The sequence below is a fragment of the Arthrobacter sp. P1_C12_2 genome (assembly GCF_056406415.1).
Genome location: NZ_JBFUAF010000010.1, coordinates 139,848 through 164,229 on the forward strand (window position 1 = coordinate 139,848; position 24,382 = coordinate 164,229).

The window sequence follows — 24,382 nt, forward strand, 5'->3', positions numbered from 1 at the left end:
TCCCCGGCGGCGACGGACCCGGCATTTCCGGAAGGTCGATGATATTCAGTGGAGTTGTCCGGCCGGGATTCGGCCGACGGACACCGCCCGGGTCTGCAGGACCGGCGTCGCCCAGGGTTGGTTGCCCGGGGCACCTTTCCAGTTTACGCGCATGCCCGGTCCCCGGACAGGGGCTCAGGGCGGTTTTGTCACCAACGTCGCAATCCAACCGATAGCCACTCCCAGGACGGTTCGGAACCCTGGCGGCTTCCGCATCCTTGGACACGGCATGCTCCGGAATCTTCCAAGTCGCACATACCGGTCCCCAGCGCAGCACATTTCGGCGGCTCCCCCGCCGCGAAAATTCCCATACAGACACTCGTGTGAATCGCGGCCGTATCTTGCACTCATCTAATGGCGCTATTTGGCGCAACCAGTGCTATAGGCTCCGATTCGAACCTTGGGGGACAGATGCTGAACTACTTTCGTGAGACGCAAGAGGCACGATTTGCGACCCCTGCACGCCGAATCTATGGCCATGTCTCTGCTTATCAAAGCGGCCAGTCCGGCTGACTTCGCCCCGGGCGGTGGGCAACGGGCAATGTAATGACAGCGGCGACAACGGCCGCTATTGAGACCAAACGGAGGAAGCTATGGACAAACGTCCGTCAAGCCACAATGAAAAGCCGTCGGTACTGTCCGGCGTCCAACTTGTCCTTAGCCTCTGCGCCTTGGTGGCAACAAGCGCCGCGGCCATCCTGTGGAATTCGATCGACGCAGACTTCATCACTCGCGCCGACAATGCGGGGTGGGACGAAACTATGCTCCTCCCCCACCAAATGGAACTCTCGCTCGTCCTCAACGCGTCAGTTTTTGCAACGTTTGTCCTCGTCGTGACCGCGTTCTATGGCGTGCTGGCCTCACGCCGGCGGGGGGCCAAAGACTCGCAGGCAGCAAACGCATGAGCTACGAGCGAAACCTGACCTTCAACCTCAGACTCCCAACCTCAGACTCCGTGGGCTATCCGAACCCGAAATCGCTGAAGTAGAAATCGCTGAAGTAATCGACAAGGTGCGAGCGCGTGAGGCCGCCGCAGGAACTCCCACGAAAGCCCACTTCGGCACGGCCGAGGAGTACGCGAAGAATCCGCAGCCCGGCTGAGCTCGTCCCCTGCCCGGAGGGGTTCGTCCAGCATCCTGGCCTCGTCGGCGACCACCCGCCCGGGCCGACCACCCGCCCGGGCCGACCACGTGCGGTGGACCGCCCGTGGAGGCCGGGCCCGAAGGGCTTCACAGGGAGTACTCAGGGGCTACAGACACAATGTTGATTCTGGTGTGGAACAGTAGACGCCACTTGGCACCTGGCCCATCGGGAGCCGGGCCAGAGAGAAAGCCGGAACCGATGAGCCGGAATGTCGCAAAATTTCTGGGACGGAGCCGCGCGCCACGACCCGCGGCGCTGATCCTTGCTGCGATCCTCGCCGTGGCGGCCACGGCCTGTGAGCCCACTCCGCCAGGAGGCGGGCCGTCGCCTGGCCAGGGCAAGACAACTGCCACCCCCGGCACTCCTACGAAAACCCCCTCCCCACAATCCACACAGGCCTCGGGGAAGCCCGGCCACGTCTTCGTGATCAACCTGGAGAACCACGACTACAACGACGTCTGGAGCGCCAGTTCGGCGGCCACCTACTTGTCGAAGACCCTACGCGCACAGGGCGTGCTGCTCTCCCAGTACTACGGGACAGACCACAACTCCAACCCCGACTACCTGGCCCAGATTTCCGGGCAGGGCTCGAACGCCATGACGCGCGCCGATTGCCCGATATATGCCGAGTTCAAACAAACCGGAACATCCGAGCCGGGCCAAGTGCAGGGTACCGGCTGTGTGTACCCGGCCTCGGTTCCCACGCTTGCAGGCCAGCTCAGTTTCGCCGGCAAGACCTGGAAAGGCTACATGGAGGATATGGGTGCTCCCTGCCAGCATCCCGAACTCGGCTCCAAGGACGAGCGTCATAAGGCGAAAGAGGGCGACCAATACGCAACGCGCCACAACCCGTTCGTGTATTTTGAGGAAATCACATCGTCCCCGGACTGCCAGAACAATGTGGTGGACTACACCCACTTCGCTGATGACCTGAAGTCCACGGACACAACACCGAACCTTTCCTACATCACACCCAACTTGTGTAATGACGGGCACGACAGCCCCTGCGTCGACGGGAGCTCGGGCGGTCTCGAAAGTGCCGACAGCTGGCTGCAGCAGCAGGTCCCGGCCATCCTGGACTCCCCGGCCTACAAACAGGACGGGGTGCTGGTTATCACCTTCGACGAATCCGAAGCCAAGGGCTCCGGTCCGTCGGGAGTCGCCGGAGGCACAGCGGGCGGGCGGGTCGGTGCGCTGGTGATCTCGCCGTTCACCAAGGGGGGAACGACGTCGGACACGATGTACAACCACTACAGCCTGCTTGCCAGCATCGAGGACATTTTTTCAGTACCCAGGCTCGGATACGCGGGGGCACCGGGCCTGAACAGCTTCGGCCCGGACGTCTTCAACGCCCGGTAATCGCGCGTGTCACCGAATCTCCAAGCAAGTTCCAGTTCCTTCCGGGCTGGCAACCTAAGGGCAGCCGCTTCACTCCCCGGGAGGAACGGTACGCTGCGGAGGACTCGACCGGGGACCGAGGCTCAGAAATGGCCAAACACGCCGAACTGACGGCACCGGCAGGAACCCTCGTGTATTCCCGTGATCAGGCGAGTCCTTCGAACCCTAGCCCGAGACGCGTCCCGGAACTAGGCTGGGGCGGTCGGCCAGGGCAGGTGGTCGGGGAAGGCGGCGGTCCATGAACGCACAGAACATCACCCACTGGACCCGGGCGGGGTTGTGGACCTTGCCGCTTTACGGCCTGATCACCGCCTGGGCAACGCTTGAGCCTCAGCCAGACCAGCAAAGGGATCCAGACGCCTGGGCGCGGTTCGTCAGCTCGGACTCCTATCAATATTCGACACTGACCGCTCAGAGCGAAAGTGTGAAGCCCGGGTTGGTTGAAATCGAACCAGCCGGGGCCCACGATCGTGTACGGGTTTCCGCAGGCGCGGATGAGCCGCTCACTGCGCAGCTTCCACTGGGCGTAGGCGACGCCAGGTCGGGTGGTGCCGATAGCAGTCATGAGCGCGATGCGGACCCGATCGCCGGCCAGCACCGACGATCAGGACAGTGGAGGGACGGTGGCTCAATTATTTTCCTTGACTGCGGCCTTCGTCGTTTCACGCTGGGTGGCGGCCCAACTGGCGAGGACTTTCAGTGCGTCCTCGGACGGTGTCCCGGGGTCGGCTGTGTACACGTTGATGCGCAGTCCCGGGTCTGCGGGGAGTTCCATCGCTTCAAAGCTCAAGTCCAGGTCGCCAACGATCGGGTGGTGGAGCCGCTTCCGGCCGGCGCGGTGGTACTTCACGTCGTGACGGGCCCACCGGGTGCGGAACTCCTCGCTGCGGGTTGAGAGTTCACCGACCAGGTCCGTGAGGTCCTTGTCGTACGGGTTCTTCCCGGCCGTCGAGCGCAGGATTGCGACGACGTCGTCCGCTGCGCGTTCCCAATCGGCGAAGAACTCCCGCGCTTTCGGATTCAGGAAGGTGAAGCGCGCGCTGTTCGGCGGAGTGGGCCCCTCTGCCATCATGTCCAGATAAAGGGCACGGCCCAGTTCGTTGGCGGCGAGGACGTCCCCGCGGTCGTTGCGGACCCAGGCCGGCGCCGTCGTGATCGCATCGATGACGCGCTGCACGCTCGGCCGCACCGTCTGCGGGCTGCGCTTGCGCCGCACACGGGGAGAGGCGGTGGCGGCACGGGCCAAGTCAAAAAGGTGCGCCGTTTCGGCGTCATCGAGCTTCAGGGCACGACCGAGGGCTTCAAGGACGCTGTCCGAGGCGCCGGAGAGGTTTCCCCGCTCAAGGCGGATGTAGTAATCGATGCTCATTCCGGCGAGCATGGCGACTTCCTCGCGGCGCAGCCCGGTAACGCGTCGGTTGCCGCCATAGGCAGGCAGGCCGGCCTCCTCGGGCGTTATCCTTGCACGGCGGGAGGTCAGGAATTTCCGCACGTCGTCGCTGTGTGTCATGGCATCCACGCTACGCGCGGTCGATGGGACGAGGGAGGCACTGGCGTTACCCGGAACGACAGTGACTCCCGGCCCGTAAGGAATCACGGTTGCATTGAAAGCATGAAACCTGCACCCACAACCGCTCTCCACCCGGCAGCGATCCTGGCGATCATCCTCGTCAGCTACTTCATGATCCTGCTGGACAACTCGGTCATCTTCACGGCCCTGCGCAGCCTGCAGGAAGACCTGCAACTGAGCACTGGTGAGCTCTCCTGGGTTCAGGATGCGTACACGCTGGTCTTCGGCGGCCTGCTGCTCCTCGGCGCCCGGGCAGGAGACCTGCTCGGACGCCGGCGGGTTTTCGTGTTCGGGCTGGTGGTGTTCTCGATCGCGTCGCTGCTGATCGGACTGGCGCCGGCAGGCTGGTGGGCGATCGCCGGCCGCGCCGTTCAGGGTATTGGGGCGGCGATCGTCGCGCCCGCCTCGCTGTCCCTGCTCACGGCGAGCTTCCCGGAGGGCCGTGAGCGCACCCGGGCCGTCGCTTTGTACGGTGCTACCGCAGGGATTGGTGCCAGCCTGGGGCTGGTCATCGGCGGTGCGCTGGCCCGCTGGATCTCCTGGCGGGCCGGGTTCTTCGTCAACGTGCCCATTGGCGCGGCGATGATCGCACTCGCGCCGCGGTTCCTCCCGGAATCAGGCCCGGCCCGCGGCCGCTTCGACGTATTCGGCGCGCTCAGCGCCACATTAGGTGTCGGCGCGCTCGTGTTCGGCATCATCAACACCGTCGACGCCGGCTGGTCTTCCCCGGTTACGGTCACAGCCGTCAGCGCCGGCGTCGTGCTCCTGGTCGTGTTCGTACTGATCGAGCGCAGGGCGACCCAGCCGATCATGCCGCTGCGCCTGTTCGCGAGCCGCCGTCGCACCGGCGCCTACGTTGCCCGCTTCCTCTACCTCGGCGCGATGATCGGATTCTTCTTCTTCACCACCCAGTACCTGCAGGAAGTGCTCGGCTTCGACCCGCTGCAGGCCGGCATCGGATTCCTGCCCATGACGGCGGTTAACTTCGCTGTCGCGATGAGCATCCCGCGGCTCGTAGGGCGGATGCCGGCCTCGGTTGTCCTCTTCGCCGGGATCCTGGTGACCCTGGCCGGGATGTTCTGGCTGAGCCGAGTCAGTGTCGACTCCAGCTACCTGACCGGTGTCGCCCTGCCGATGATCCTCATCGGAGCCGGCCAAGGCCTGGCGTTCGCGCCGCTGACGTCATTCGGCATCGTTGGTGCACCCGCTTCCGACGCAGGCGCCGCGTCAGGCCTGGTCAACACCTTCCACCAGGTGGGCATGTGCCTGGGGCTCGGCATCGCCGTCRCAGCCGCAGCCACCGTCCCTTCCACGGGTTCTGCCGTAGCGGACCTGGCCGCCGAGGTCAGCGTCGCCCTCACGACAGGCAGTGTCCTCCTGCTCCTTGCCCTGGCCGTCACCGCGAACCTCATTCTGCCTGCAGACTTGGCTGCCCGCCGAACCAGGGCACCCCGGATGGCCGTGCCCGTACCGGAGGCCGAGCGCGTCCGCTGAGCTGCTGGAGAGCCTGGTCCCAGGTTCTCCAGACACCAGGACCCACTTCTTCAGTGTCCAGAAGGACAATCCTTCATTCCCTTTCGACCCACGCGTTCAACAACACAAAGGAAAACTCCCATGAAAACACGCAAGCTCGGCGACGGCCTTGAAACATCGGCCATCGGCCTTGGCTGCATGGGCCTGAGTTTCGGCCTCGGCCCCGCTACCGACCGGACCGAAGCGCTTGCCGTCATCCGGTCCGCCGCCGAACGCGGCGTCACCCTTTTCGACACCGCCGAGGGATACGGCCCCTATGTGAATGAGGAGCTCGTCGGCGAAGCGCTGCAGCCGATCCGCGACGACGTTCTGGTAGCCACCAAGTTCGGGTTCGACATCAACGACAGAGGCGAAACAGTCGGACTCAACAGCCGCCCCGGACACATCCGGGATGTCGTCGACGCCTCACTGCGCCGACTGCGAACCGACCACATCGACGTGCTGTACCAGCACCGGGTTGACCCCAACGTCCCGATGGAGGACGTCGCTGGCGCCGTCAAGGAACTCATCGCCGACGGCAAAGTGCGTCACTTCGGACTGTCGGAAGCGAGCGAAACAAGCATCAGCCGCGCCCACGCCGTCCAACCAATCGCCGTCATCCAGGACCACTACTCACTGTGGATGCGAGAGCCTGAAACCAATAAGTTCGGGGTCTGCGAGGAGCTAGGGATCGGACTGGTCGCCTGGGGTCCGCTCGGACAGGGATTCCTCACCGGCGGCATCACCCGGGACATGAGGTTCGACAACCCGGATGACCTCCGCGCCGACTTCCCGCGCTTCACCCCGGAAGCGCTCGAGGCGAACTTCGCCCTCGTCGACTTCCTCAAGCGCTTCGGCGCCGAGAAGGAAGCTTCCCCGGCGCAAATCGCACTCGCCTGGCTACTGGCCCAGAAGCCGTGGGTCGTACCGATCCCCGGCGGCACCCGGATCGCGCACCTGGACGACAACCTCCCCGCAGCCGATCTCGAACTCACCGCGGACGACCTCCGGCGAATCGATGAAGCCCTCGCCGCCCTCGACTTCGTCGGTGCTCCGCTCTCGGCAGGCCTTGACGCCGCGATCGACCGCGACCGCTAACCCGGGCGGCCCGGCAAACTCAGGGCAACGACCAACGGACGGCACCCCTCGCGGTGCCGCCCCCCGCTCGATAGAGGTAATGATGTGCCCTCCCACAACTGCTCACCTCTGAATACCGTGAAAGGCGTGGACATGAAACTTACTCTCAACAACGGCATCACGATGCCAGCCCTTGGCCTGGGCGTCTTCCAAAGCGCCCCCGAGCAGACCACGTCCGCGGTCGAGGCCGCGCTTGCTGCCGGCTACCGGCATATTGACACGGCCGCCGCGTACGGCAACGAGCGGGAGGTCGGCGAGGGCATCCGCAGCTCGGGCCTGGATCGTTCGGAGGTGTTCATCGAGACCAAGGTCTGGGTCAGTGACTACGGTTACGACCAGACCCTGCACGCGTGGGACAAAGCAACGGGCAAGCTCAGTGTGGACTACCTGGACCTGCTCATCTTGCACCAGCCCGCGCCCGACCGGTTCGAGAAAACCATCGCCGCGTACAAAGCCCTTGAGCGCCTGCTTGCTGACGGGCGCGTCCGGGCGATCGGTGTCAGCAACTTCATGCCCCACCATCTGAAGCAACTGCTCGACTCGACCGACGTCGTCCCGGCCGTGAACCAGATCGAACTGCACCCCTACTTCACCCAGCCGGACGTACAGGCAGCCGACGCCCAACACGGGATCCTCACCCAGGCCTGGTCACCGATCGGAGGCATCACCTTCTACCCAGGGTGGGGCCAGGACCGCCGGAACGTCATGGAAGACCCGACAATCGCCACCATCGCACGGGCCTACGGCAAGAGCCCGGCACAGGTCATGCTCCGGTGGCACCTGCAGCACGGCCGCTCAGCCATCCCGAAATCGACCAACCCGGCACGCATCGCCGAAGACTTCGACATCTTCAACTTCGAACTCAGCGCCGACGAACTCGCCGCCATCGAGGCGCTCGACACCGGAATGCGCAACGGACCGGACCCGGACGAGGCCCGCGAAGAGCGCTTCGCCATGGTCATCCCCGAAGCCTAAGACAGAGAGAAGGAACCATCATGGAATACCGTCACCTCGGCCGCACCGGCGTGCAGGTCAGTCCCTTGTGCCTGGGTGCGATGATGTTCGGCCCCTGGGGCAACAAAGACACCGCCGATTCCATCCGCATCATCCACCACGCCCTCGACGCGGGCATCAACTTCATCGACACCGCCGACGTCTACTCCGGTGGGGCATCCGAGGAAATCGTCGGACAGGCACTCGACGGGCGCCGTGATGAGGTGTTCCTCGCCACGAAGTTCTTCATGCCCATGAGCGAAGACCCCAACCAGCGCGGTGGATCCCGCCGCTGGATCATCCGCGAAGTCGAAAACTCCCTCCGCCGCCTGAACACCGACTACATCGACCTCTACCAGGTCCACCGGCCCAGCCCCAACACCGACGTCGAGGAGACCCTCGGCGCACTCACCGACCTCGTCCGCCAAGGCAAGGTCCGTTACATCGGTTCTTCTTCTTACTCCGGATCGCAGATCGTGGAAGCCCAGTGGGCCTCCCGCGAGCGCAACTTGGAGCGGTTCGTCACCGAGCAGCCGCCGTACTCCATCCTGGTCCGCGGCATCGAGGAAGACATCCTCCCCACTGTGCAGCGCCACGGCATGGGCACCCTCACCTACAGCCCGCTCGGCGGTGGCTGGCTCTCCGGGCGCTGGCGCAAAGACTCAGCATCCACGCCCACCTCGTCTGCGCGTCCGAACGCCCGGTTCGACATGACGAGCCCGGCGAACCAGCGCAAGCTCGACGTCGTCGAAGAACTCGCCCAGCTGGCCGAACAGGCCGGACTGACCCTCATCGAGCTGGCGATATCTTTCGTTATCAACCACCCGGGCGTCACAGCCGCCATCGTCGGGCCGCGAACCATGGAACAGCTGGAGTCCTACCTTCCGGCTGCCGACATCACGTTATCCAGCGACGTGCTGGACCGCATCGATGAGCTCGTCGGACCCGGCGTGACCATCAACCCCGATGACAACAGCTACGGCGCACATGAACTCACAGCGCAGGCACGACGACGGAACCAGCCGTGACCGCCACGGACCTGGAGGAGCTCCACAGCGCGTTGTGCGAGGCCATGGTTGCCGGGGACCTGGCAGAACTGGGCGCCATTCTCGCCGAGGAATTCACCCTTACGCACATGACCGGATACGTGCAGTCAAAGGCGGAATGGCTGGATGCCATTGAAACCCTTCAGATGCAGTACCACCGGATGGAAACGGTCGAGACCACCCTCAGCACGGAGGGGACCGCGCCCGCGCTGACCGCCCGAACCCTTACCGACGCCACGATCTGGGGCTCCAGAGCCACCTGGCACCTGACGCTGCGCTCCTGGTTCGAGCCCCGCGGAGACGACTGGGTCATCACCCGCACAGTCGCATCAACCTGGTAACAACCCGGACACCGGCAGCCCAGCCTTCCGACACAGCAATAGAACACACAGATCGAAAGGAAATGCCATGGAAGGCCTGGAAACCGTCGTACTCCTGGGTGTGACCGTGCTCTCGGGCGCGATCCTGGCTCCCCGCGTCCGTGTCGCCGCACCCTTGCTGCTGCTGGTCTTCGGCCTTGTCCTTGGCTTCGTTCCGCAACTGCGGCAGATCGAGCTTCCACCGGAGACGGTGCTGCTGATCTTCCTGCCGGTCATGCTGTTCTGGGAAAGCCTGACAACCTCGCTCCGCTCGATCCGGCGGGACCTTCGCGGCATCGTCTTACTCAGCACTCTGCTGGTGGTTGCCACCGCTCTCGCCGTGGCGGGCGTGGCAAACCTCCTTGGCCTGCCATGGAGTGCCGCGTATATCCTCGGGGCGGCTCTGGCTCCGCCGGATGCGACGGCGGTCGCAGCCCTCGGACGGATGCTGCCGCGCCGGAACTTCATGCTGCTCAAGGCCGAGAGCCTAACCAATGACGGTACAGCCCTGGTGCTGTACGCCATAGCCGTGGGTGCGGCACTGGGCGGCAGCTACACGCCGGTCAATATCGCCGGCCTGTTCGCCCTCTCCTATGTTGGAGGGGCGGTCGCCGGAATGCTGGTCGCCGGCGCGGCCTACCTGCTCTTGGTCCGGGTACGCGACCCGCTTATCATCAACATTGCCCTGCTCATCACTCCGTTCGCTGCTTTCCTGCTCGCCGAAGCTGTTGAGGCCTCGGGCGTGCTGGCCGTTGTTGTCGCCGGTTTGATCATCTCCTTCACTTCCAGCCGGATCAGCACGGCAGCATCGCGCCGCCAGACCGAGTCCGCCTGGCCTCTCGGGTCCTACCTTTTAAACGGTGCCTTGTTCGTTCTCATCGGCCTGCAGGTGCAGGCCGCGGTGCACGAAATCAACGCCCGCGATGTGGGCCGGCTACTTTTGTCCACAGTTGCTGTGTGGCTGACACTCATGATGGTTCGGTTCGTGTTCCAAACTGTGAGCGTCGCTGTCATCCGGTTTCTGGATCGCCGCCCCTCCCAACGCCAGCGCAGGATGAGCTACCGGGCCCGGGTCGTCAGCTCTATTGCTGGCTTCCGCGGGGCCGTATCCCTTGCGATCGCATTGTCCGTGCCATCGGCACTCAATGACGGCACCCCGCTCCCCGGCCGCGATGACATCATCTTCATCACCGCCGGCGTGATCGTCTTGACCATGCTCGTCCAAGGCCCTCTACTGCCCGCAGTAGTCCGCTGGGCCAAGCTCCCCGATGAGCCCGAGGAGGAAGAACTCCGCCTGGCCGAACTGGCAATCGCTTCCGCCGCCGTCTCCGCCCTCGACGAACTCGCTCACGAGCTCGGGACGAGCGCAAATGTGCACAGCCGACTCGCGGACGAATATCGATCCCACCTGTCGGTCACACAGGCGCTGAAAGCCGGTTCCGATCCGGCGACAACTGCACAATCGCGCCATGAAGAAATAACGCTCCGCCAAGCCGTACTCGAGAGGAAGCGGGAAGTACTCCTGCAACTCCGCCTCGCTGGCACGGTCGATGACACCGTCGCCCGGCGTCTTCAAACCAGGCTCGATGTCGAAGAACAACGCCTCACTGGCGTCGAAATCATCGACTGACAGACTTCGGAACAACTGACCACTTCAGATGCCAAACCGAAAGAAGGAACATCATGACTGACCAACCCAAGCAGCTCGGCGGTGGCCGAAGGATGTTCGGCGACTTCGCTCCGAAGCTTGCAGAGCTCACCGACGACGTGCTCTTCGAGGACGTCTGGAACCGTCCAGAACTGAGCGCACGTGACCGCAGCCTCATCACCGTGGCCGTACTCACCGCCGGAGGGAACACCGAGCAGCTGGGCTTCCACCTCGGCCGCGCCCTCGAAAACGGTGTCACCCAGGAAGAGCTCGTCGAAGCCATCACCCATGTCACGCTCTACGCCGGCTGGCCCAAGGGCATGTCCGCGATGGGCGTCGCCAAGCAACTCTTCACAGACAACAAGTAAGGACGACCATGAACATTGAACCCACTGTGCCGACCACCAAGAACCCGGCGGCCCAGTTCGCCGGCGACGTCTGGCTCGACCCGATCGCGTTGCCCCATGAGTCCGACCAGACGATGGTCGTCGCGACCGTCCGCTTCGCGCCCGGAGCACGCACCGCCTGGCACTCCCACGAACACGGCCAGTACCTACGCGTCACCCAAGGAGTAGGCCGTTTCGGTACCCGGGACGGAAAGATCATCGAAGTCCGCCCCGGCCAGACGATCTACACCCCGCCCGGCGAGGAGCACTGGCACGCCGCCGCCCCCGGCTGCTTCATGGAACACCTCGCCATGCTCCAAAACGGTGAAGACCCGTCCAAGACCACCACCTGGGGCGAGCACATCACAGACGACGAGTACAACGGCCGCTAACCACCGGACGCCATTCACCAGCCCGGGCAGGGGCTGCCTTTCCCGTCGGCGTGTCGGTTCACTGCTTGGAGACAGCTGTCCGCATACGACCGCCCACATGTCATGATATTGCCGCCCTCCCAACCCGGCGCGCCGCGTCGTCGCAGCAAGTCATGCAGGTCCAGGCGCTCCCGGCCATGAAGGAGTACGCAGCAACACCGCTGTCCAAGTCAAGAGAAGGAGCCGGCAGACGGCAACGGCCACCAACAAAAATGGGCCCCGCAGGGCCCATAAAAGGAGATTTTGTACACAGTCAGAGGCTCACAAGCCCCTGAGCAGGGAAAACACGTGCCGGAGGTGGGACTCGGACTGCATTCCAGCCCTTGCAACCACGGGACTCCCGCGGAAACATGCGGAATCCGACCGGATCTGACCGCGGTACTGCCCAGTCCGAAGCCCGAAGTGTGCACGTTGTACCAACGCCGTCGACCGATCGATGCGGACTCCAAGCGACTGCTCAGCTCCCCTCCTCAGCGTCTTGAAGTAACACCGCATCGGCCTCGGCATTTTCCTGAGGGGCGTGCCGAAGAGCTTGGGGCGGTGCCGCCACTCGCTATTTCGTGCCTATTCCCGGGATCATTAACCGTACCTGGTCAAGTGACGCCAGGATGCCTATGCCCCGCTCGTGTCAGCCCATCGGAGGTGTCAGCCCGTACCGGGCGATGATGTCCGGCAGCCAGGGCGGCTCGCCGAACTGAAGCCCATATTCGGCGGCCATTTTGCCAATGACCTCGGGATCCGGCGGGCCGGCTTCAAAGTGATCGGCCAGTCCCCAGAAGAAATGCTCAAACCCGGCCGGGCTGATGATCTCGATCATCCGCGCAGGGACTTTGCCGGCGTTCCACATCGTGTGGAGCTCCCCCCGCGGTTTCGTGATGTAGCCTCCCGCTCCGAGCACCGCCTCACGATCGCCGGACCGGAACCCTATCTCGCCTTCAAGGACGATCGAGTATTCGTCCTCCCTCGTATGGGTGTGCGGGGGTACCAGAGCCCCGACAGGGAACGGGTGCTCCACAATCGAGATCTGTTCATTGGTGTGCTCGCCGAAAAGCTTGAAGACAACCCCGATTGTTCCGAGACTGCCCTCCCGCCCCTGGCCCGGCTGCACGACTGTCAACCGCGGAGCCCTTTCAAGGTCCATAACAGACCACCCCTCTAATTTCAATATACAATGGTGTGTACCGAAATTGTCCGCCCGGGAAGGAGCCGAGTCAATACATTGCGTGAGCACCAGCGTTCATCCGAGAGCCGCCGTTACGAAATGAGCAAAAGGACAGAACAGATAAGCGGAACTCACCAGCGCATCGTCGACGCGGCCGTGGCCCTGCACGGTTCCATCGGGCCGGCTCGCACTACGATCGCGGGCATCGCCGAAAAGGCAGGTGTCACCCGGCTGACGGTCTACCGGCACTTTCCTGACGACGAGGCACTATTCTCCGCCTGCTCCTCGCACTGGCTCTCGCAACAGCAACTGCCGGACCCCGAGGAATGGTCCCGGCACGCCGACCCAGTCGAACGCCTGAGCGTTGGCCTGTCCGATCTGTACCGGTTCTACCGCCGCGGTGAGGCCATGCTCACCCGAATCTATGCGGACTGGGATGCGCTCCCCCAAACACGCCGCACAGGCCTCGATTCCACGAACGCCCATTTCCGGAATATTCTTCTCGAGCCGTTCCCCGAGCCGAACAGGAACCGCAGGTTTAACGCCGTGCTCAGCCACGCGGTTTCCTTCTGGACCTGGCGATCCCTTTGCCATGACAACGCGCTCTCCGACGATGACGCCGTCGAAGTCATGTCGACCATGATCACAACCGCGGTCCGCGCTCCAGAGACGCCCGACGCACCCGTGCTGCGCTGCCCTCCTGACAAGAAATCCCCAGGCTAGCCAGGCTCGATGCATGAACGACGGCGAAGTCCTTTGGCAAGCCCGGGCCGCCTCCGTGGCCGCGGCAACAGCCATCAGCACCAAACCCAAATTGGCCAGCTCAAGGCATTGGGACCACACGGATTAGGCCGAATATGATCGCCAGCGAAATTCGGCGACGGGGCTCAACCGTCCTGCCCCTTGTCCGGCTGCGCCAGCGTGTCTGCGTGGCGATGAGCGACCTTCCACTCGCCGTCCTCGCGGCGGTAGACCTGAGTCACCCGCAGCGTGTAGTCCCTCGGCTCTCCATTCACCGAGGCACTTGTATGCTCGTAGCCAACGGTGTAGGCCATGTTGCCGATCACGTCGGCAGCGATGACCTCGTGCGAGTAAGACGTGCAGTCCGAAAACGAGGCTTCCAGCTGACGGAAGATGTACCCCACGTCCTCGGGCCCGCTGCCGGACATCCATGCACCGAGCACGGTGACGGGCTCTTTACTTGACCAGATGGCGAACCGCGGAGCGGCATCGCCGTTGTGCAGGGCGATCTCGGCGTCTTTGAGACGCGACCCAATCCAGGCCATGAAGTCATCCCGCTCGCTCACACCGGACCTCCAACGGGCTCATTGTCCGTCAACGCTCGCCGCGGGATCTGGCCGGAGGCCAACATCAACACGCGTCGTTCACACCAGTAGAACATCCATCGCAGTTGGGGACTAGGGCAGGGAAGCCCCTTCCCTGTCGCCTTCCTTTTCGATCCCTTAAGCCTGACCGGCACCCAAAGACAGCGGTTCGGAATGTGCCTCGAACGTGACCGAACTTCTTCGGCGTTGGGGAAGGTTGTCGTAGGTGAAGGCTGCGACGGCCATGGGTGAGGTGGAGCGTCCCCGGCTGTAGCGGACGCTGCGGTCGTTCGTGGTGCCGCGGATGTGTGGCGTTCGCCCGGCCAACGTGAAGACGGCCCGCCAACCCAATCGTTATCGCAAGGATCTCTCTTCCTAGAACACTTTCGCGTGCCATAGTCTGGGCAAGCCAGCCTGCGGCCGAAGGTGAAGAAGGCGGGAAAGCAGGACACAAGAGGCTTAGAAGGGACCGACCATGCTGATCTGCGCAACGTGCGCCGTCGAACGCGACGAACCTACGCCGGCGGTCTGCCCGATCTGCGCCGATGAGCGGCAGTATGTGCCCGAGGACGGGCAAAAGTGGCTCACACTGGACGGGCTGGCGCAGGAGGGCCAGCAGACAGTGTTGAAGGAGAACGAGCCGGGTCTGATCGGGATCACGACGGAGCCAAAAGTCGGGATCGGCCAGACCGCTCAGCTTGTGGTGACACCCGAGGGTTCGCTGCTGTGGGATCCGGTCGGATATGTCGATGACAGCGCTGTGAAGGCAGTCCTCGAACGAGGCCCGGTCCTGGCAATCGCCGCTAGCCATCCACACATGTTCGGTGTGCAGGTCGAATGGTCGCATCGGCTCGGTGGCGTCCCAGTACTTGTGGCCGACGCTGACCGGCGATGGCTGGGGCGCAACGATCCGATCATCGAGTACTGGTCCGGCAGTCAAGCTATCGCCGAAGGGTTGACACTGCACCAGACCGGGGGGCATTTCCCGGGCAGCGCGGTGGTGCACTGGGCCGCAGGGGCCGGCGGCAGAGGAGTTCTGCTGACCGGTGACAGCGTGTTTCCGAATCCAGACCGTCGTTCCATAGCCTTCATGCGCAGCTACCCAAATCGTTTGCCGCTATCCGGCGCGGTGGCGGTGCGAATCGCCGCGCAGCTGGGAGAGCTCAAGTTCGACCGGACCTACGGCAACTTCAACAATGTAATCGCGTCCGGAGCCCAGGCCATTCTGCACGATTCCGCCCAACGGCACGCTGCTTGGGCGCGAGGCGACTTCGACCATTTGACCTGAACCGTCCCCTCTAGCGTCAGTTTGCGATCGAGTACAGGTTCATGCTCGGATCAACGTCGAGTCCCGGCCCGCCACTGGAGCTAATCGCTCCGCCTTGGTAGCTTCAACGCATGGCCATCAAACTTGAGAACGTGGGTATCGCCGTTCGCGACCTCGAAGCAACAATCGCCTTTTTCACCGACCTCGGGCTCACGGTCGTCGGCCGTGACACGGTCAGCGGCGAATGGACCGACACTGCCGTCGGACTTGATGGCAACCACGCCAAGATTGCGATGCTCCAGACCCCAGACGGTCATGGTCGACTAGAGCTCTTCGAATACATCCACCCCAAGGCGATCGAGTCGAACCCAACCCGCCCCAACGACATCGGCATGCACCGCGTGGCCTTCTCGGTCGACGACATCGACAAGGCCCTTGAGGTAGCTGCGAAGCACGGATGCCATCCGCTACGCGGCGTGGCGACCTACGGCGACGTCTACAAACTCACCTACCTCCGCGGCCCCAGCGGAATCCTCGTGATGCTCGCCGAGAAACTGAAAAAAGACTGACACGCGGATCGGCCCAATTAGCCCGTGTTGCTAGGCCTCAGGAACGTAAGGCCAATAGGCCATCGGCGTGCGGACACTCCCCCAGTTTCCTCGTTTTCCGGGCACGCAGCCCACGTGAGGCGGCCCCAAACCGATATCCGGGCGATATGAATCAGAGCTGGCCCGTGGCCTTCCGTACCAGCTCCGCGATGACCTTCTCGTCGGCCGATGAGAGCTCGGCGATGGAGTAGGACGTGGGCCACATTGTGCCATCGTCGAGCTGTGCCGGCCGTAAGAACCGTGAGGTTGCCGTAGCGAGCCTTGAACCTCACTCGCTCCTGGGAGAACAGCACGTGCTTGCCCTCCGAGTTGGCATAGGGGATCGGTCTGCAAGCCGTGTGTATGGTACTGATATGGCTTCTCCGCAGACGCTAAGCGCGGCCGAGCGCCGTGTCGTCGCGGCTTGGGCCGCAGACTGCGCTGAGCGGGTCGTGGCCTTATTTGAGGCAGAGGCGCCGGCAGATGATCGCCCCCGCGACGCCATCGCCCGAGCCCGTGCCTTCGCTCGCGGTGAGCTCAGTGCCGCCGAAGAGATCCGCCGACGGTTTGTGGCTGGCCGTGCCGCACGCGAGGTGGATAGCCCTGCTGCGGTAGCTGCCGCCCGGTCCGCCACGCAAGCCGCAGCCGTCGCCCACATGGGTGCGCACGCCTTGGGGGCAGCCGCGTATGCCGCAAAAGCGGCCGGACTGGCGGCGCCCGATCGGCCCCAGACAGTCGACGACGAGATCCACTGGCAACTCGAGCACATGAGCGCCGAAGCCCGGTCCGCGCTTCGGCGCTTGCCACCTCTCGGGGGGAATTCCGCCGGTCCGCTGGGGCCAGGACTTCTCGCGTCCGGAATCCTCGCCTCGATCATCCGCGCGATCCAGGCCGACCTGGCTCGCCCTGACCAGCCTGCCTCCTCCAGCTGAATCTGCCACCCGCAAGCCGGTCCCCCACCGCGACACCATCCGCCCGCACCGGCGCTGCGAGAAAATCCGATACAGATAACGGAAGACCGACACGACGGCGTGAAGCTAGCCGCAGCACGCCGCGCATCTGCAGCGGCCGCATGGAGAGGGCCTTTGCGGAAGTCAAGGATGCCCCCTCATGCGTTGCGGCCTGCGCCCGCCAAGGCGCTCTGAGGATGCCCCGCTTCAGGACTGCCCAACCCAATGGTCGGCGCCCTGGAAGTCACCTTCGGCGCCCAGTTGGCTTTCCAGGCCCATGATGATCGTGTCCAGCGTCAGGCGGAAGACGCGGACGTCGCGGCCTGGAGGGGTGAGCCCGTCTTCGCCGACAGTGGGGGGCTTCAGGCTCGACCACCGGTGGAACGCGCCGTTGAGTTCGGCCGTGACGACGCCGGTGATGACGACGCCCCCGAGAGCGGTGAACTGCGGGAGCTCCGAGTGCGGCACCCCCGCGGCGTCCAGGATCGCGGTGAGCGCAACCAAGAACGGGTCTTCGGGCTGGATGAAGTCCGCCTGATGGCTGAACGAGTAGCCCATGAGCTTGGGGTGGCGGTGCGCCAGGGTCCGGAAATCCGTGGCGAGCAGGCGGATGCGCTCCTGCCAGGGAGCGTCCTCCGGCGCCACGGTGCGGAACTGGGTGCCGACCATTCTGGCCACGCCGCGCAGCACGGCGTCCTTGTTCGGCACGTGGTGATACAGCGACATCGGGTTCGCATCGAGCGCGGTCGCGAGTTTGCGCATGGTGAGCACCTCGACCCCGTCCGCGTCGATGAGCCCCAGGGCGGCGGCATAGATCCCTGCCTCGGTCAGAGGCACCTCTCTCTTCCTGGTTCCTCGCGGGGGACTCTTCGTCTTTTCCATACGGGGACGGTACCAGATTCATACAGTGTATGAAAAATTGCCTCGACCGCGCGGCGGGATGGCAATCGCCCGTGCGGCTCCGCATTGCGGCCCCCTTCCATACGTTGTATGGTTGAACTTCCATACAACGTATGTTTCTGTGGTGCACCCCGCATCGTCGGCCCCGTTGCCCATACCGCCCTGTACGAAGGAGCAACCCATGACCGTACAATTCACGAACGACCTGCCATCCAGCCGGTCTCCGCGCGTCCACGGCTTAGCCACGTCAACGCCTCGAACGAACCCCATCAAAGCGCTGCTGTGTGACTCCTGCGGCCAACTGCCCCACCCCTCGAAAACCCGCCTTACCCTGGCCAACGTCGTAGCAATGCTGCCGATTGAGCTGGTGGTTCACGCCGCCGTGGTGAACGCGGGACTGCCCCATGTTCTGAAGGTATTGGTCTTGACTTTGACGGCCACCGTACTGGTGATCTGGGTCGCCGAGCCTTCCGTCCGGCGCGCGTTGCGGGGCTGGCTGCACGCACCGGCCCTGCGCCACCGGCGCCGGCTGCACGACTCTGCAGCCCTTTGGCGGGTCCGCACTCTGATCGACGACAGCGTCGAAGGGCAGGAGAAACTGATAGAGGGTGTCTCTCGTGTCGACGCCGAGATTCTCACTTGCCGGAGTCACGCCGTTCCCGGCGGGATGCTGGACGAGTTGGTCGTGTCCGCGCCGGACCATATCACCCACGCGGAACTGCTCGCTGCCGCCGCCGGGGGCGGAGGGCGGGATGTCCGAGCGTGGCCGGCGACAGCCCTAACCGAGGCGGACGGCCAGACTAAGGCGCTTGCCCTGGCCCTGCGGGTCGTGGAGGACCCGGACGAACTCCAACTCGCGATCGCCGAACTGCTCGACGCCGAACCCGTCGCGGCGCCCCCCTGCGACAGCACCGGATCCGCGGCCAGCAAACCGGCATGTGATGGGACCGTTCTGAAAGTGCCATCGCCCTGGCATGGACCTCTCGGCTTTTCCCGTCCCCGAGCCCCCTTCACCCCGGCCGAATCCGCCCGGGCGCACCGGCTCGCCGAACTCGCCGAGCTCACTGAATTAACGCCCAAACACCCATTACGCCCACGGCACTAGAAAACCGGGAGGTGTCGTACCGAAGCGGCAACCGCGCCGAAGGAGACAACCATGGCACCAGCCCAGTCCTCACCTATCCGCTCATGTTCGGAACTTTCGTACGGAGACGAGATCGAAGCCTGGCGCTTCGGCAAGCTTCTGCACCGAGGAAGGGTGAACCAGACCCTGCCGTCCGTGGAGATGTTCTGGATCATTTGCTCAAGGACCGGAACACGCAAGCTCGTGGACATGGAGGCCTCCGCCATTCTCCGGATGCCAGCAGCACCCCGAGACGCGAGATCTGCGGCAACGCCGTCGTCATCCCACCTGGCGTGAGCCCTCCATATCTGGCCGCAATATCTGCCAGCGAGTGCAACCGGACACCGTCGGGGCCACCCAAAAAGCGAACCATTAGCAGGTACCGGAAGGAAATGACAATTTGCGGTATCCAGCCTCCCAGGAAAGGGCATGAAACAACGTCCAAATGTCAATCCACAAGGAGCCTCTCGGGGCTCAGGCGGATCTTGGGCTGCAGGGGAGCTCTGTTGCTCCGTGAATCATTCCCAACACCACCATTCCAGCTCGTACTTTGCCCACTCGCCCCACAGGGACCTGCGGCTCAAAGTAGTCGTGCGACTAGACGCCGTCGAAGAGACCGCCAAAGTCGCCGTTCGAGGCGTCCTGACGCAGACCAACCTCCGGGCCCTTTACGTCGTCTGCCGCCGGGTCGTCGCCAAGTTTCCAGGGTATGAGGTGGTGGTTAATCTCGCGCATGCAGGGGTGGTGGCCGCGGCATTCGATGAACTCCAGGAGCACGCCCGCCAGTCCAGTCTTGCCTCTGGCATCGACTCCTCGGCGACTCCCTGCCGGATGCGGATCGTGGAGCCACCGGTCACCCTCAAAGTCAAAGAATACGCCTCTGCATTACCGAGTGCCTGACCACGGGCCACGCATTGCGGATATACAGCGACCGTGCGTCAGCTCCCTGACCAGAGGTACTGGTAGAGGTTTTCGCGGCTGTTGCCGAACTCCCCCGGCCAGGATGGTCTTCCCCCCTACGCCGTAGCTCCACGGTCAGACCCCGGGGCGGGGTCCTTCGCCGAAGGCCGGTCACCTTCCCGATCAAGCCATCGGCGGCGCAATCAAGGGTGTCCATCAAGGCCTGAGCACCCTCAGATTTAGCTTCTTCGGTTTCTCCGCAGCCAGCCGGTGGGACCGGGATCAGCTTCGTGGTGCTGAAGAGCCCGCGCGTGGCCATGACCCCCAGCAGCCGTCCATTCCTCATGCGTTGCGGCCTGGGCTCGGCCGACCCACGGGCGCTCTGAGACCGCGACGCTTCATGACCGCACAATCAATGGTCGGCGCCTTGGCCCGCACCAAAGGCGGCGAGTTGGCCCTCCAAGCCCATGATGATCGTGTCCAGCGCCAGGTCGAAGACGCGGTTCTCGTCATGGCCTGGAGGGGTGACCCCGTCTTCGCCAACACTGGGGGGCTTGAGGCTCGACCACCGATGGAGCGCGCCGGTAAGTTCGGCGGTGAGGACACCGTTGATGGCGAACCCCACGAAAGCGGTGAAATGAGAGAGCTCCGAGTGCGGCACCCCTGCGGCGTCCAGGATCGCGGTGAGCTCAACCCAGAACGGGTCGTCGGGGCCGATGAAGTCCGACTGGAGGCTGAACGAGTAGCCCACGAATTTGGGGTGGCGGTGCGCCAGCGTCCGGAAATCCGAGGCGAGCAGGCGGATGCGCTTCTGCCAGGGAGCGTCCTCCAGCGTCACAGTGTGGAACTGGGCGCCGACCATTCTCGCCACGCCGCGCAGCACGGCGTCCTTGTTCGGCACGTGGTAGTAGAGCGACATCGGGTTCGCATCTAGCGCGGTCGCAAGTTTGCGCATGGTTAGCGCCTCGACTCCGTCGGCATCGATGAGCCGCAGGGCGGCGGCGTAGATCCCGGCCTCGGTCAGAGGCACCTCTCTCTTCCTGGTTCCCCGCGGGGAGCTCTTCGTCTTTTCCATACCGGGACAGTATCAGATTCGTACAACGTATGGAAATAACCCCGCCCGTGCGGCAGGTGGAAGGCGGCCGCAATTCGGGGTTGCGATCAACCTTTCATACGATGTATGGTTGCAATTCCATACAGCGTATGTTTCTTCAACATCACCGACGCAACAGCCCATCCACGCCCTGCACAAAGGAGCAAACCCATGACCACTCAGTTCAAGAACGAATCGCGACCCATCAGGTCTCCGCGCGGGGTCCCGCTCTTCGGCCACACGCCGCAAATCCCCAGCACCAACCCGGTGGAGTACTTCGGCGAACTGTCCAAGCAGTTCCCCGAGGGGCTCTACAGCATGGAGATCGCCGGCATCGAGCAGGTCTTCGTCTGGGACCCGGACCTGGTGGCCGAGGTTTGCGACGAGTCGCGGTTCTTCAAGCAGATCGACAAGACGCCGCTGGCCCATGTCCGGGACTTCACGGGCGCCGGCCTGTTCACGGCCCACCAGCACGAGGAGGAATGGGGCATGGCGCACCGAGTCCTTCTCCCGGCCTTCAGCCAGCGGGCGATGAAGGGCTACTACGGGCAGATGCTGGAGATAGCCCAGAACCTGGTGGGCAAGTGGGAGCGCAGGGAGGGCCAGCCGGTCAACATCACCGACGACTACACCCGGCTGACCCTGGACACCATCGCCCTGTCGGGGTTCGGTTACCGGTTCGACTCTTTCGCCAAGGAGGATCTGCACCCCTTCCTCAACGCGCTGCTGGAGTCGCTGGTTGAGTCGCTGCGGCGCACGCAGGAGCTGCCGATGATGACCAAATTGCGCAAGGCCGATGACAAGAAGTACCGCGCGAACATCCAGCAGATGCGGGACCTGGTCGAGAGTGTGATCAGGGAGCGCCGTGAGGGGAAGGGCACTGCTGAGGATGACCTGCTGGGTCTGATGCTGGAGGCCACCGACCCGGAGACCGGCAAGGGGCTGGACGACGACAACGTCCGTGACCAGGTGGTGACGTTCCTGATCGCCGGTCACGAGACCACCAGTGGTCTGCTGTCGTTCGCCACGTACTCGCTGATGCGCAACCCGCACGTACTGGCCCAGGCCTACGCAGAGGTGGACCGCCTGCTTCCGGGCGACACGGTCCCGGACTACGACACGATCATGCAGATGGACGTAATCCCGCGCATCCTCGAGGAAACCCTGCGCCTGTGGGCTCCCATCCCGATGATCGGCAAGTCCCCGCTGGAGGAAACCGTCATCGGCGGCGGCTACGAACTGAAGAAGGGAGCGCGGGTCAACATCCTCGAGGGCCCGCTGCACACCCACCCCAAGGCGTGGGACCGGCCGGAGGAGTTCGACATCAACCGGTGGCTGCCGGAGAACCGGGTCAACCACCACCCGCACGCCTACAAGCCGTTCGGCAACGGCGTGCGTGCCTGTATCGGCCGGCAGTTTGCGCTCACCGAGGCCCGCTTGGCCCTCGCGCTGGTGCTGCAGAAGTTCAAGTTCGCCGACACCAACGACTACAAGATGGACGTCCAGGAGGCGCTGACGCGCAAGCCCGGCGGCTTCGAACTGGAAGTGCGGTCCCGTCAGGAGCACGAGCGGACCGTGTTCGGCGCAGTGGACCTGCAGACCGGCGACACGCCGGCGCAGGCCGCAGTCAGCGGTGTCGGGGTGAACCTGACCGTCGCCTACGGCTCCAGCCTCGGCTCGTGCGAGGACCTGGCGCGCACCATCGCCGACCGCAGTGAGCGCTCCGGCTTCGGCACCACGCTGATCGGTCTGGACGAGCTGGGCGACAACCTGCCCACCGAGGGCGTGCTTGTCGTGGTGGCCTCCAGCTACAACGGCAAGGCCCCGGACAACGCGCAGCGTTTCGACGACCTGCTCGCTTCCGGACTCCCGGAGGGTTCGCTGTCGGACGTGCGGTTCGCACTGCTGGGGGCCGGCAACACCCAGTGGGTGGCCACTTACCAGGGCTTCCCCAAGCGGATCGAAGAAGGCCTGCTGGCCGCCGGCGCCACCCCCGTCATCGAGCGCGGCGCCGCGGATGCCGCCGGTGACTTCGACGGCATGGCCAGCCGCTGGATGGAAACGCTGTGGGCCACCCTGGCCGAGGAGTACGCCGCCGACACCTCCGAGGTGAGCAGCCCGCGCTTCCAGGTGCAGTTGCTCACCGAGGCGGACGTGCGCCCCGCGATCGTCTCCGAGCAGGCCTACCCCCTCACGGTGGTGGCCAACGAGGAACTCGTGGCCGACGCCACCGGCCTGTGGGACTTCAGCCTCGAGCCGCCGCGCCCGGCGGCGAAGTCCATCACCATCGGCTTGCCGGAGGGTGTCACCTACGAGACCGGCAACCACCTGGCCGTCTTCGCCAAGAACGAACCGGCCCTGGTGAACCGTGCCCTCGCGGCGCTCGGCGTCGACCGCGATCAGGTCCTGCGCCTGGAGCTGCCCACCGGCGGCCGCACCCACCTCCCTGTGGGCACCCCTGTGACGGCAGGACTGCTGCTCACCGATTTCCTGGAGTTGCAGGACGTGGCCACCCGCTCCCAGATGCAGACGCTGGCTGAGCACACGGAGTGCCCGTGGACCCGACCGCAGCTGCAGGCCTACACGGCCGACACCGCCGAAGCCGAGGAGCGCTATCAGACTGAGATCCTGGGCAAGCGTGTCTCCGTGCTGGGCCTGCTGGAGCGCTTCCGGGCGGTCGAGCTGCCGCTCGCGGTCTTCCTGGACATGACGGGTCCGATCCGCGCGCGGTTCTACTCCATTTCCTCCGCCCCGCTGGCCAACCCCCGTCACGTGCGCCTGACCGTGGGCCTGCTGGAAGGCCCGGCCCTGTCCGGTGACGGCCAGTACCGGGGCACCTGCTCGTCCTACATCGGCGGCCTTGAGCCCGGGGACGTCTTCTACGGCTACGTGCGCGTGCCCTCCCCGACCTTCGCCCCGCCGGCCGACCCCGCCACGCCGCTGATCCTCATCGGCCCCGGCACCGGCATCGCGCCACTGCGCGGCTTCCTGGAGGAACGCGCATCGCAGCACGAGAGCGGCACGAAGGTGGGTCTGTCGCAGGTCTTCGTCGGCTGCCGCCACCCGGAGCACGACTACTTCTACCGGCAGGAGATGCAGGACTGGGAGCAGGCCGGGATCGCCCAGGTGCACACCGCCTACTCCGCGGTGACCGGCCACCCGGCCCGGTTCGTCCAGAACGCCATCGCCAACGCCGCCGACACAGTATGGCAAGCCATCGAAGACGGTGCGCACATCTACGTCTGCGGTGACGGCCGCCGCATGGCGCCCGCCGTGCGCGAGGCCCTCGCGGCGATTCACCGCGAGCGGACCGGCAGCGACGACGAGGCCGCCCAGCAGTGGCTCGCCCAGCTCGAAGCCGATGCGCGCTACCAGCAGGACGTCTTCGCCTGATCCCCCAGACGCCGGAGGGT

General features: G+C 64.5%; 23 protein-coding genes. 18 read left to right on the plus strand and 5 right to left on the minus strand.

The genetic code is table 11. The features are described 5' to 3' along the window. The first annotated feature begins 632 nt into the window (after positions 1-632). Both AC1DZQ_RS12745 and AC1DZQ_RS12750 read left to right on the plus strand, forming a co-directional pair. A complete protein-coding gene (locus tag AC1DZQ_RS12745) occupies positions 633-944 on the plus strand; it encodes a hypothetical protein (RefSeq protein ID WP_476963868.1) in 312 nt (103 codons plus the stop codon). A gap of 436 nt (positions 945-1,380) precedes the next feature. Then, positions 1,381-2,541 (plus strand): alkaline phosphatase family protein, encoded by a 1,161-nt coding sequence (locus tag AC1DZQ_RS12750; protein WP_476963869.1) that lies wholly within the window; start codon positions 1,381-1,383, stop codon positions 2,539-2,541. A 667-nt stretch (positions 2,542-3,208) separates the two neighbouring features. Here the strand turns inward: AC1DZQ_RS12750 and AC1DZQ_RS12755 are convergent. Continuing rightward, on the minus strand, positions 3,209-4,090 hold the full coding sequence (locus AC1DZQ_RS12755; protein ID WP_476963870.1) for a helix-turn-helix transcriptional regulator: 882 nt from the start codon (positions 4,088-4,090) through the stop codon (positions 3,209-3,211). A 102-nt stretch (positions 4,091-4,192) separates the two neighbouring features. On the opposite strand from AC1DZQ_RS12755, the gene AC1DZQ_RS12760 reads away from it, so the two are divergent. From AC1DZQ_RS12760 to AC1DZQ_RS12795, 8 genes are all read left to right on the plus strand, one after another. Beyond that, positions 4,193-5,644 (plus strand): MFS transporter, encoded by a 1,452-nt coding sequence (locus tag AC1DZQ_RS12760; RefSeq protein ID WP_476963871.1) that lies wholly within the window; start codon positions 4,193-4,195, stop codon positions 5,642-5,644. A 120-nt stretch (positions 5,645-5,764) separates the two neighbouring features. Next, the gene (locus AC1DZQ_RS12765; protein WP_476963872.1) at positions 5,765-6,760 is read left to right on the plus strand and encodes an aldo/keto reductase; all 996 of its coding nucleotides are present in this window, start codon (positions 5,765-5,767) and stop codon (positions 6,758-6,760) included. 132 nt (positions 6,761-6,892) lie between these two features. Next, on the plus strand, positions 6,893-7,774 hold the full coding sequence (locus AC1DZQ_RS12770) for an aldo/keto reductase (RefSeq protein WP_476963873.1): 882 nt from the start codon (positions 6,893-6,895) through the stop codon (positions 7,772-7,774). Positions 7,775-7,794: 20 nt separating this feature from the next. After that, positions 7,795-8,820, plus strand: a complete 1,026-nt coding sequence (locus AC1DZQ_RS12775) for an aldo/keto reductase (protein WP_476963874.1) — start codon at positions 7,795-7,797, stop codon at positions 8,818-8,820. Then, on the plus strand, positions 8,817-9,179 hold the full coding sequence (locus AC1DZQ_RS12780; protein WP_476963875.1) for a nuclear transport factor 2 family protein: 363 nt from the start codon (positions 8,817-8,819) through the stop codon (positions 9,177-9,179). The genes AC1DZQ_RS12775 and AC1DZQ_RS12780 overlap by 4 nt, the downstream gene beginning before the upstream one ends. Positions 9,180-9,246: 67 nt before the next feature. After that, positions 9,247-10,827 (plus strand): Na+/H+ antiporter, encoded by a 1,581-nt coding sequence (locus AC1DZQ_RS12785; RefSeq protein WP_476963876.1) that lies wholly within the window; start codon positions 9,247-9,249, stop codon positions 10,825-10,827. Positions 10,828-10,880: 53 nt separating this feature from the next. Then, positions 10,881-11,213 (plus strand): carboxymuconolactone decarboxylase family protein, encoded by a 333-nt coding sequence (locus tag AC1DZQ_RS12790; RefSeq protein ID WP_476963877.1) that lies wholly within the window; start codon positions 10,881-10,883, stop codon positions 11,211-11,213. Between the two features lie 8 nt (positions 11,214-11,221). Further along, positions 11,222-11,623 (plus strand): (R)-mandelonitrile lyase, encoded by a 402-nt coding sequence (locus tag AC1DZQ_RS12795; protein WP_476963878.1) that lies wholly within the window; start codon positions 11,222-11,224, stop codon positions 11,621-11,623. 667 nt (positions 11,624-12,290) lie between these two features. Here the strand turns inward: AC1DZQ_RS12795 and AC1DZQ_RS12800 are convergent. Then, a complete protein-coding gene (locus AC1DZQ_RS12800; RefSeq protein ID WP_476963903.1) occupies positions 12,291-12,770 on the minus strand; it encodes a cupin domain-containing protein in 480 nt (159 codons plus the stop codon). Positions 12,771-12,923: 153 nt separating this feature from the next. Here AC1DZQ_RS12800 and AC1DZQ_RS12805 point away from each other — a divergent pair, with 153 nt between their 5' ends. After that, positions 12,924-13,547: a TetR/AcrR family transcriptional regulator gene (locus AC1DZQ_RS12805; RefSeq protein WP_476963879.1), complete on the plus strand. Its 624-nt coding sequence runs from the start codon at positions 12,924-12,926 to the stop codon at positions 13,545-13,547. 164 nt (positions 13,548-13,711) lie between these two features. On the opposite strand, the gene AC1DZQ_RS12810 is transcribed toward AC1DZQ_RS12805, so the two are convergent. Continuing rightward, a complete protein-coding gene (locus AC1DZQ_RS12810; protein WP_476963880.1) occupies positions 13,712-14,131 on the minus strand; it encodes a nuclear transport factor 2 family protein in 420 nt (139 codons plus the stop codon). Between the two features lie 493 nt (positions 14,132-14,624). On the opposite strand from AC1DZQ_RS12810, the gene AC1DZQ_RS12815 reads away from it, so the two are divergent. From AC1DZQ_RS12815 to AC1DZQ_RS12825, 3 genes are all read left to right on the plus strand, one after another. Continuing rightward, positions 14,625-15,437, plus strand: a complete 813-nt coding sequence (locus AC1DZQ_RS12815; RefSeq protein ID WP_476963881.1) for an MBL fold metallo-hydrolase — start codon at positions 14,625-14,627, stop codon at positions 15,435-15,437. A gap of 110 nt (positions 15,438-15,547) precedes the next feature. Continuing rightward, positions 15,548-15,985: a VOC family protein gene (locus tag AC1DZQ_RS12820; protein ID WP_476963882.1), complete on the plus strand. Its 438-nt coding sequence runs from the start codon at positions 15,548-15,550 to the stop codon at positions 15,983-15,985. A gap of 392 nt (positions 15,986-16,377) precedes the next feature. Beyond that, positions 16,378-16,935, plus strand: coding sequence for a putative immunity protein (locus AC1DZQ_RS12825; RefSeq protein ID WP_476963883.1), 558 nt, complete (start codon positions 16,378-16,380; stop codon positions 16,933-16,935). 225 nt (positions 16,936-17,160) lie between these two features. Here the strand turns inward: AC1DZQ_RS12825 and AC1DZQ_RS12830 are convergent, their stop codons facing one another. Further along, on the minus strand, positions 17,161-17,790 hold the full coding sequence (locus AC1DZQ_RS12830; protein WP_476963884.1) for a TetR/AcrR family transcriptional regulator: 630 nt from the start codon (positions 17,788-17,790) through the stop codon (positions 17,161-17,163). 244 nt (positions 17,791-18,034) lie between these two features. On the opposite strand from AC1DZQ_RS12830, the gene AC1DZQ_RS12835 reads away from it, so the two are divergent. The 3 genes from AC1DZQ_RS12835 (at position 18,035) to AC1DZQ_RS12845 (ending at position 19,876) form a co-directional block, all read left to right on the plus strand. Then, a complete protein-coding gene (locus AC1DZQ_RS12835; RefSeq protein WP_476963885.1) occupies positions 18,035-18,958 on the plus strand; it encodes a putative antibiotic biosynthesis monooxygenase in 924 nt (307 codons plus the stop codon). 51 nt (positions 18,959-19,009) lie between these two features. Next, positions 19,010-19,273 carry a hypothetical protein gene (locus tag AC1DZQ_RS12840; RefSeq protein ID WP_476963886.1) on the plus strand — a complete coding sequence of 88 codons (264 nt, stop codon included), beginning with the start codon at positions 19,010-19,012 and terminating at the stop codon, positions 19,271-19,273. Positions 19,274-19,489: 216 nt separating this feature from the next. After that, positions 19,490-19,876, plus strand: coding sequence for a hypothetical protein (locus tag AC1DZQ_RS12845; protein ID WP_476963887.1), 387 nt, complete (start codon positions 19,490-19,492; stop codon positions 19,874-19,876). Between the two features lie 412 nt (positions 19,877-20,288). Here the strand turns inward: AC1DZQ_RS12845 and AC1DZQ_RS12850 are convergent, their stop codons facing one another. Beyond that, positions 20,289-20,906, minus strand: a complete 618-nt coding sequence (locus tag AC1DZQ_RS12850; protein ID WP_476963888.1) for a TetR/AcrR family transcriptional regulator — start codon at positions 20,904-20,906, stop codon at positions 20,289-20,291. Positions 20,907-21,140: 234 nt separating this feature from the next. Between AC1DZQ_RS12850 and AC1DZQ_RS12855 the strand changes: the two genes are divergently transcribed. Then, entirely contained in the window at positions 21,141-24,362 is a 3,222-nt protein-coding gene (locus tag AC1DZQ_RS12855; protein WP_476963889.1) for a bifunctional cytochrome P450/NADPH--P450 reductase, read from the plus strand. Positions 24,363-24,382: the final 20 nt, after the last annotated feature.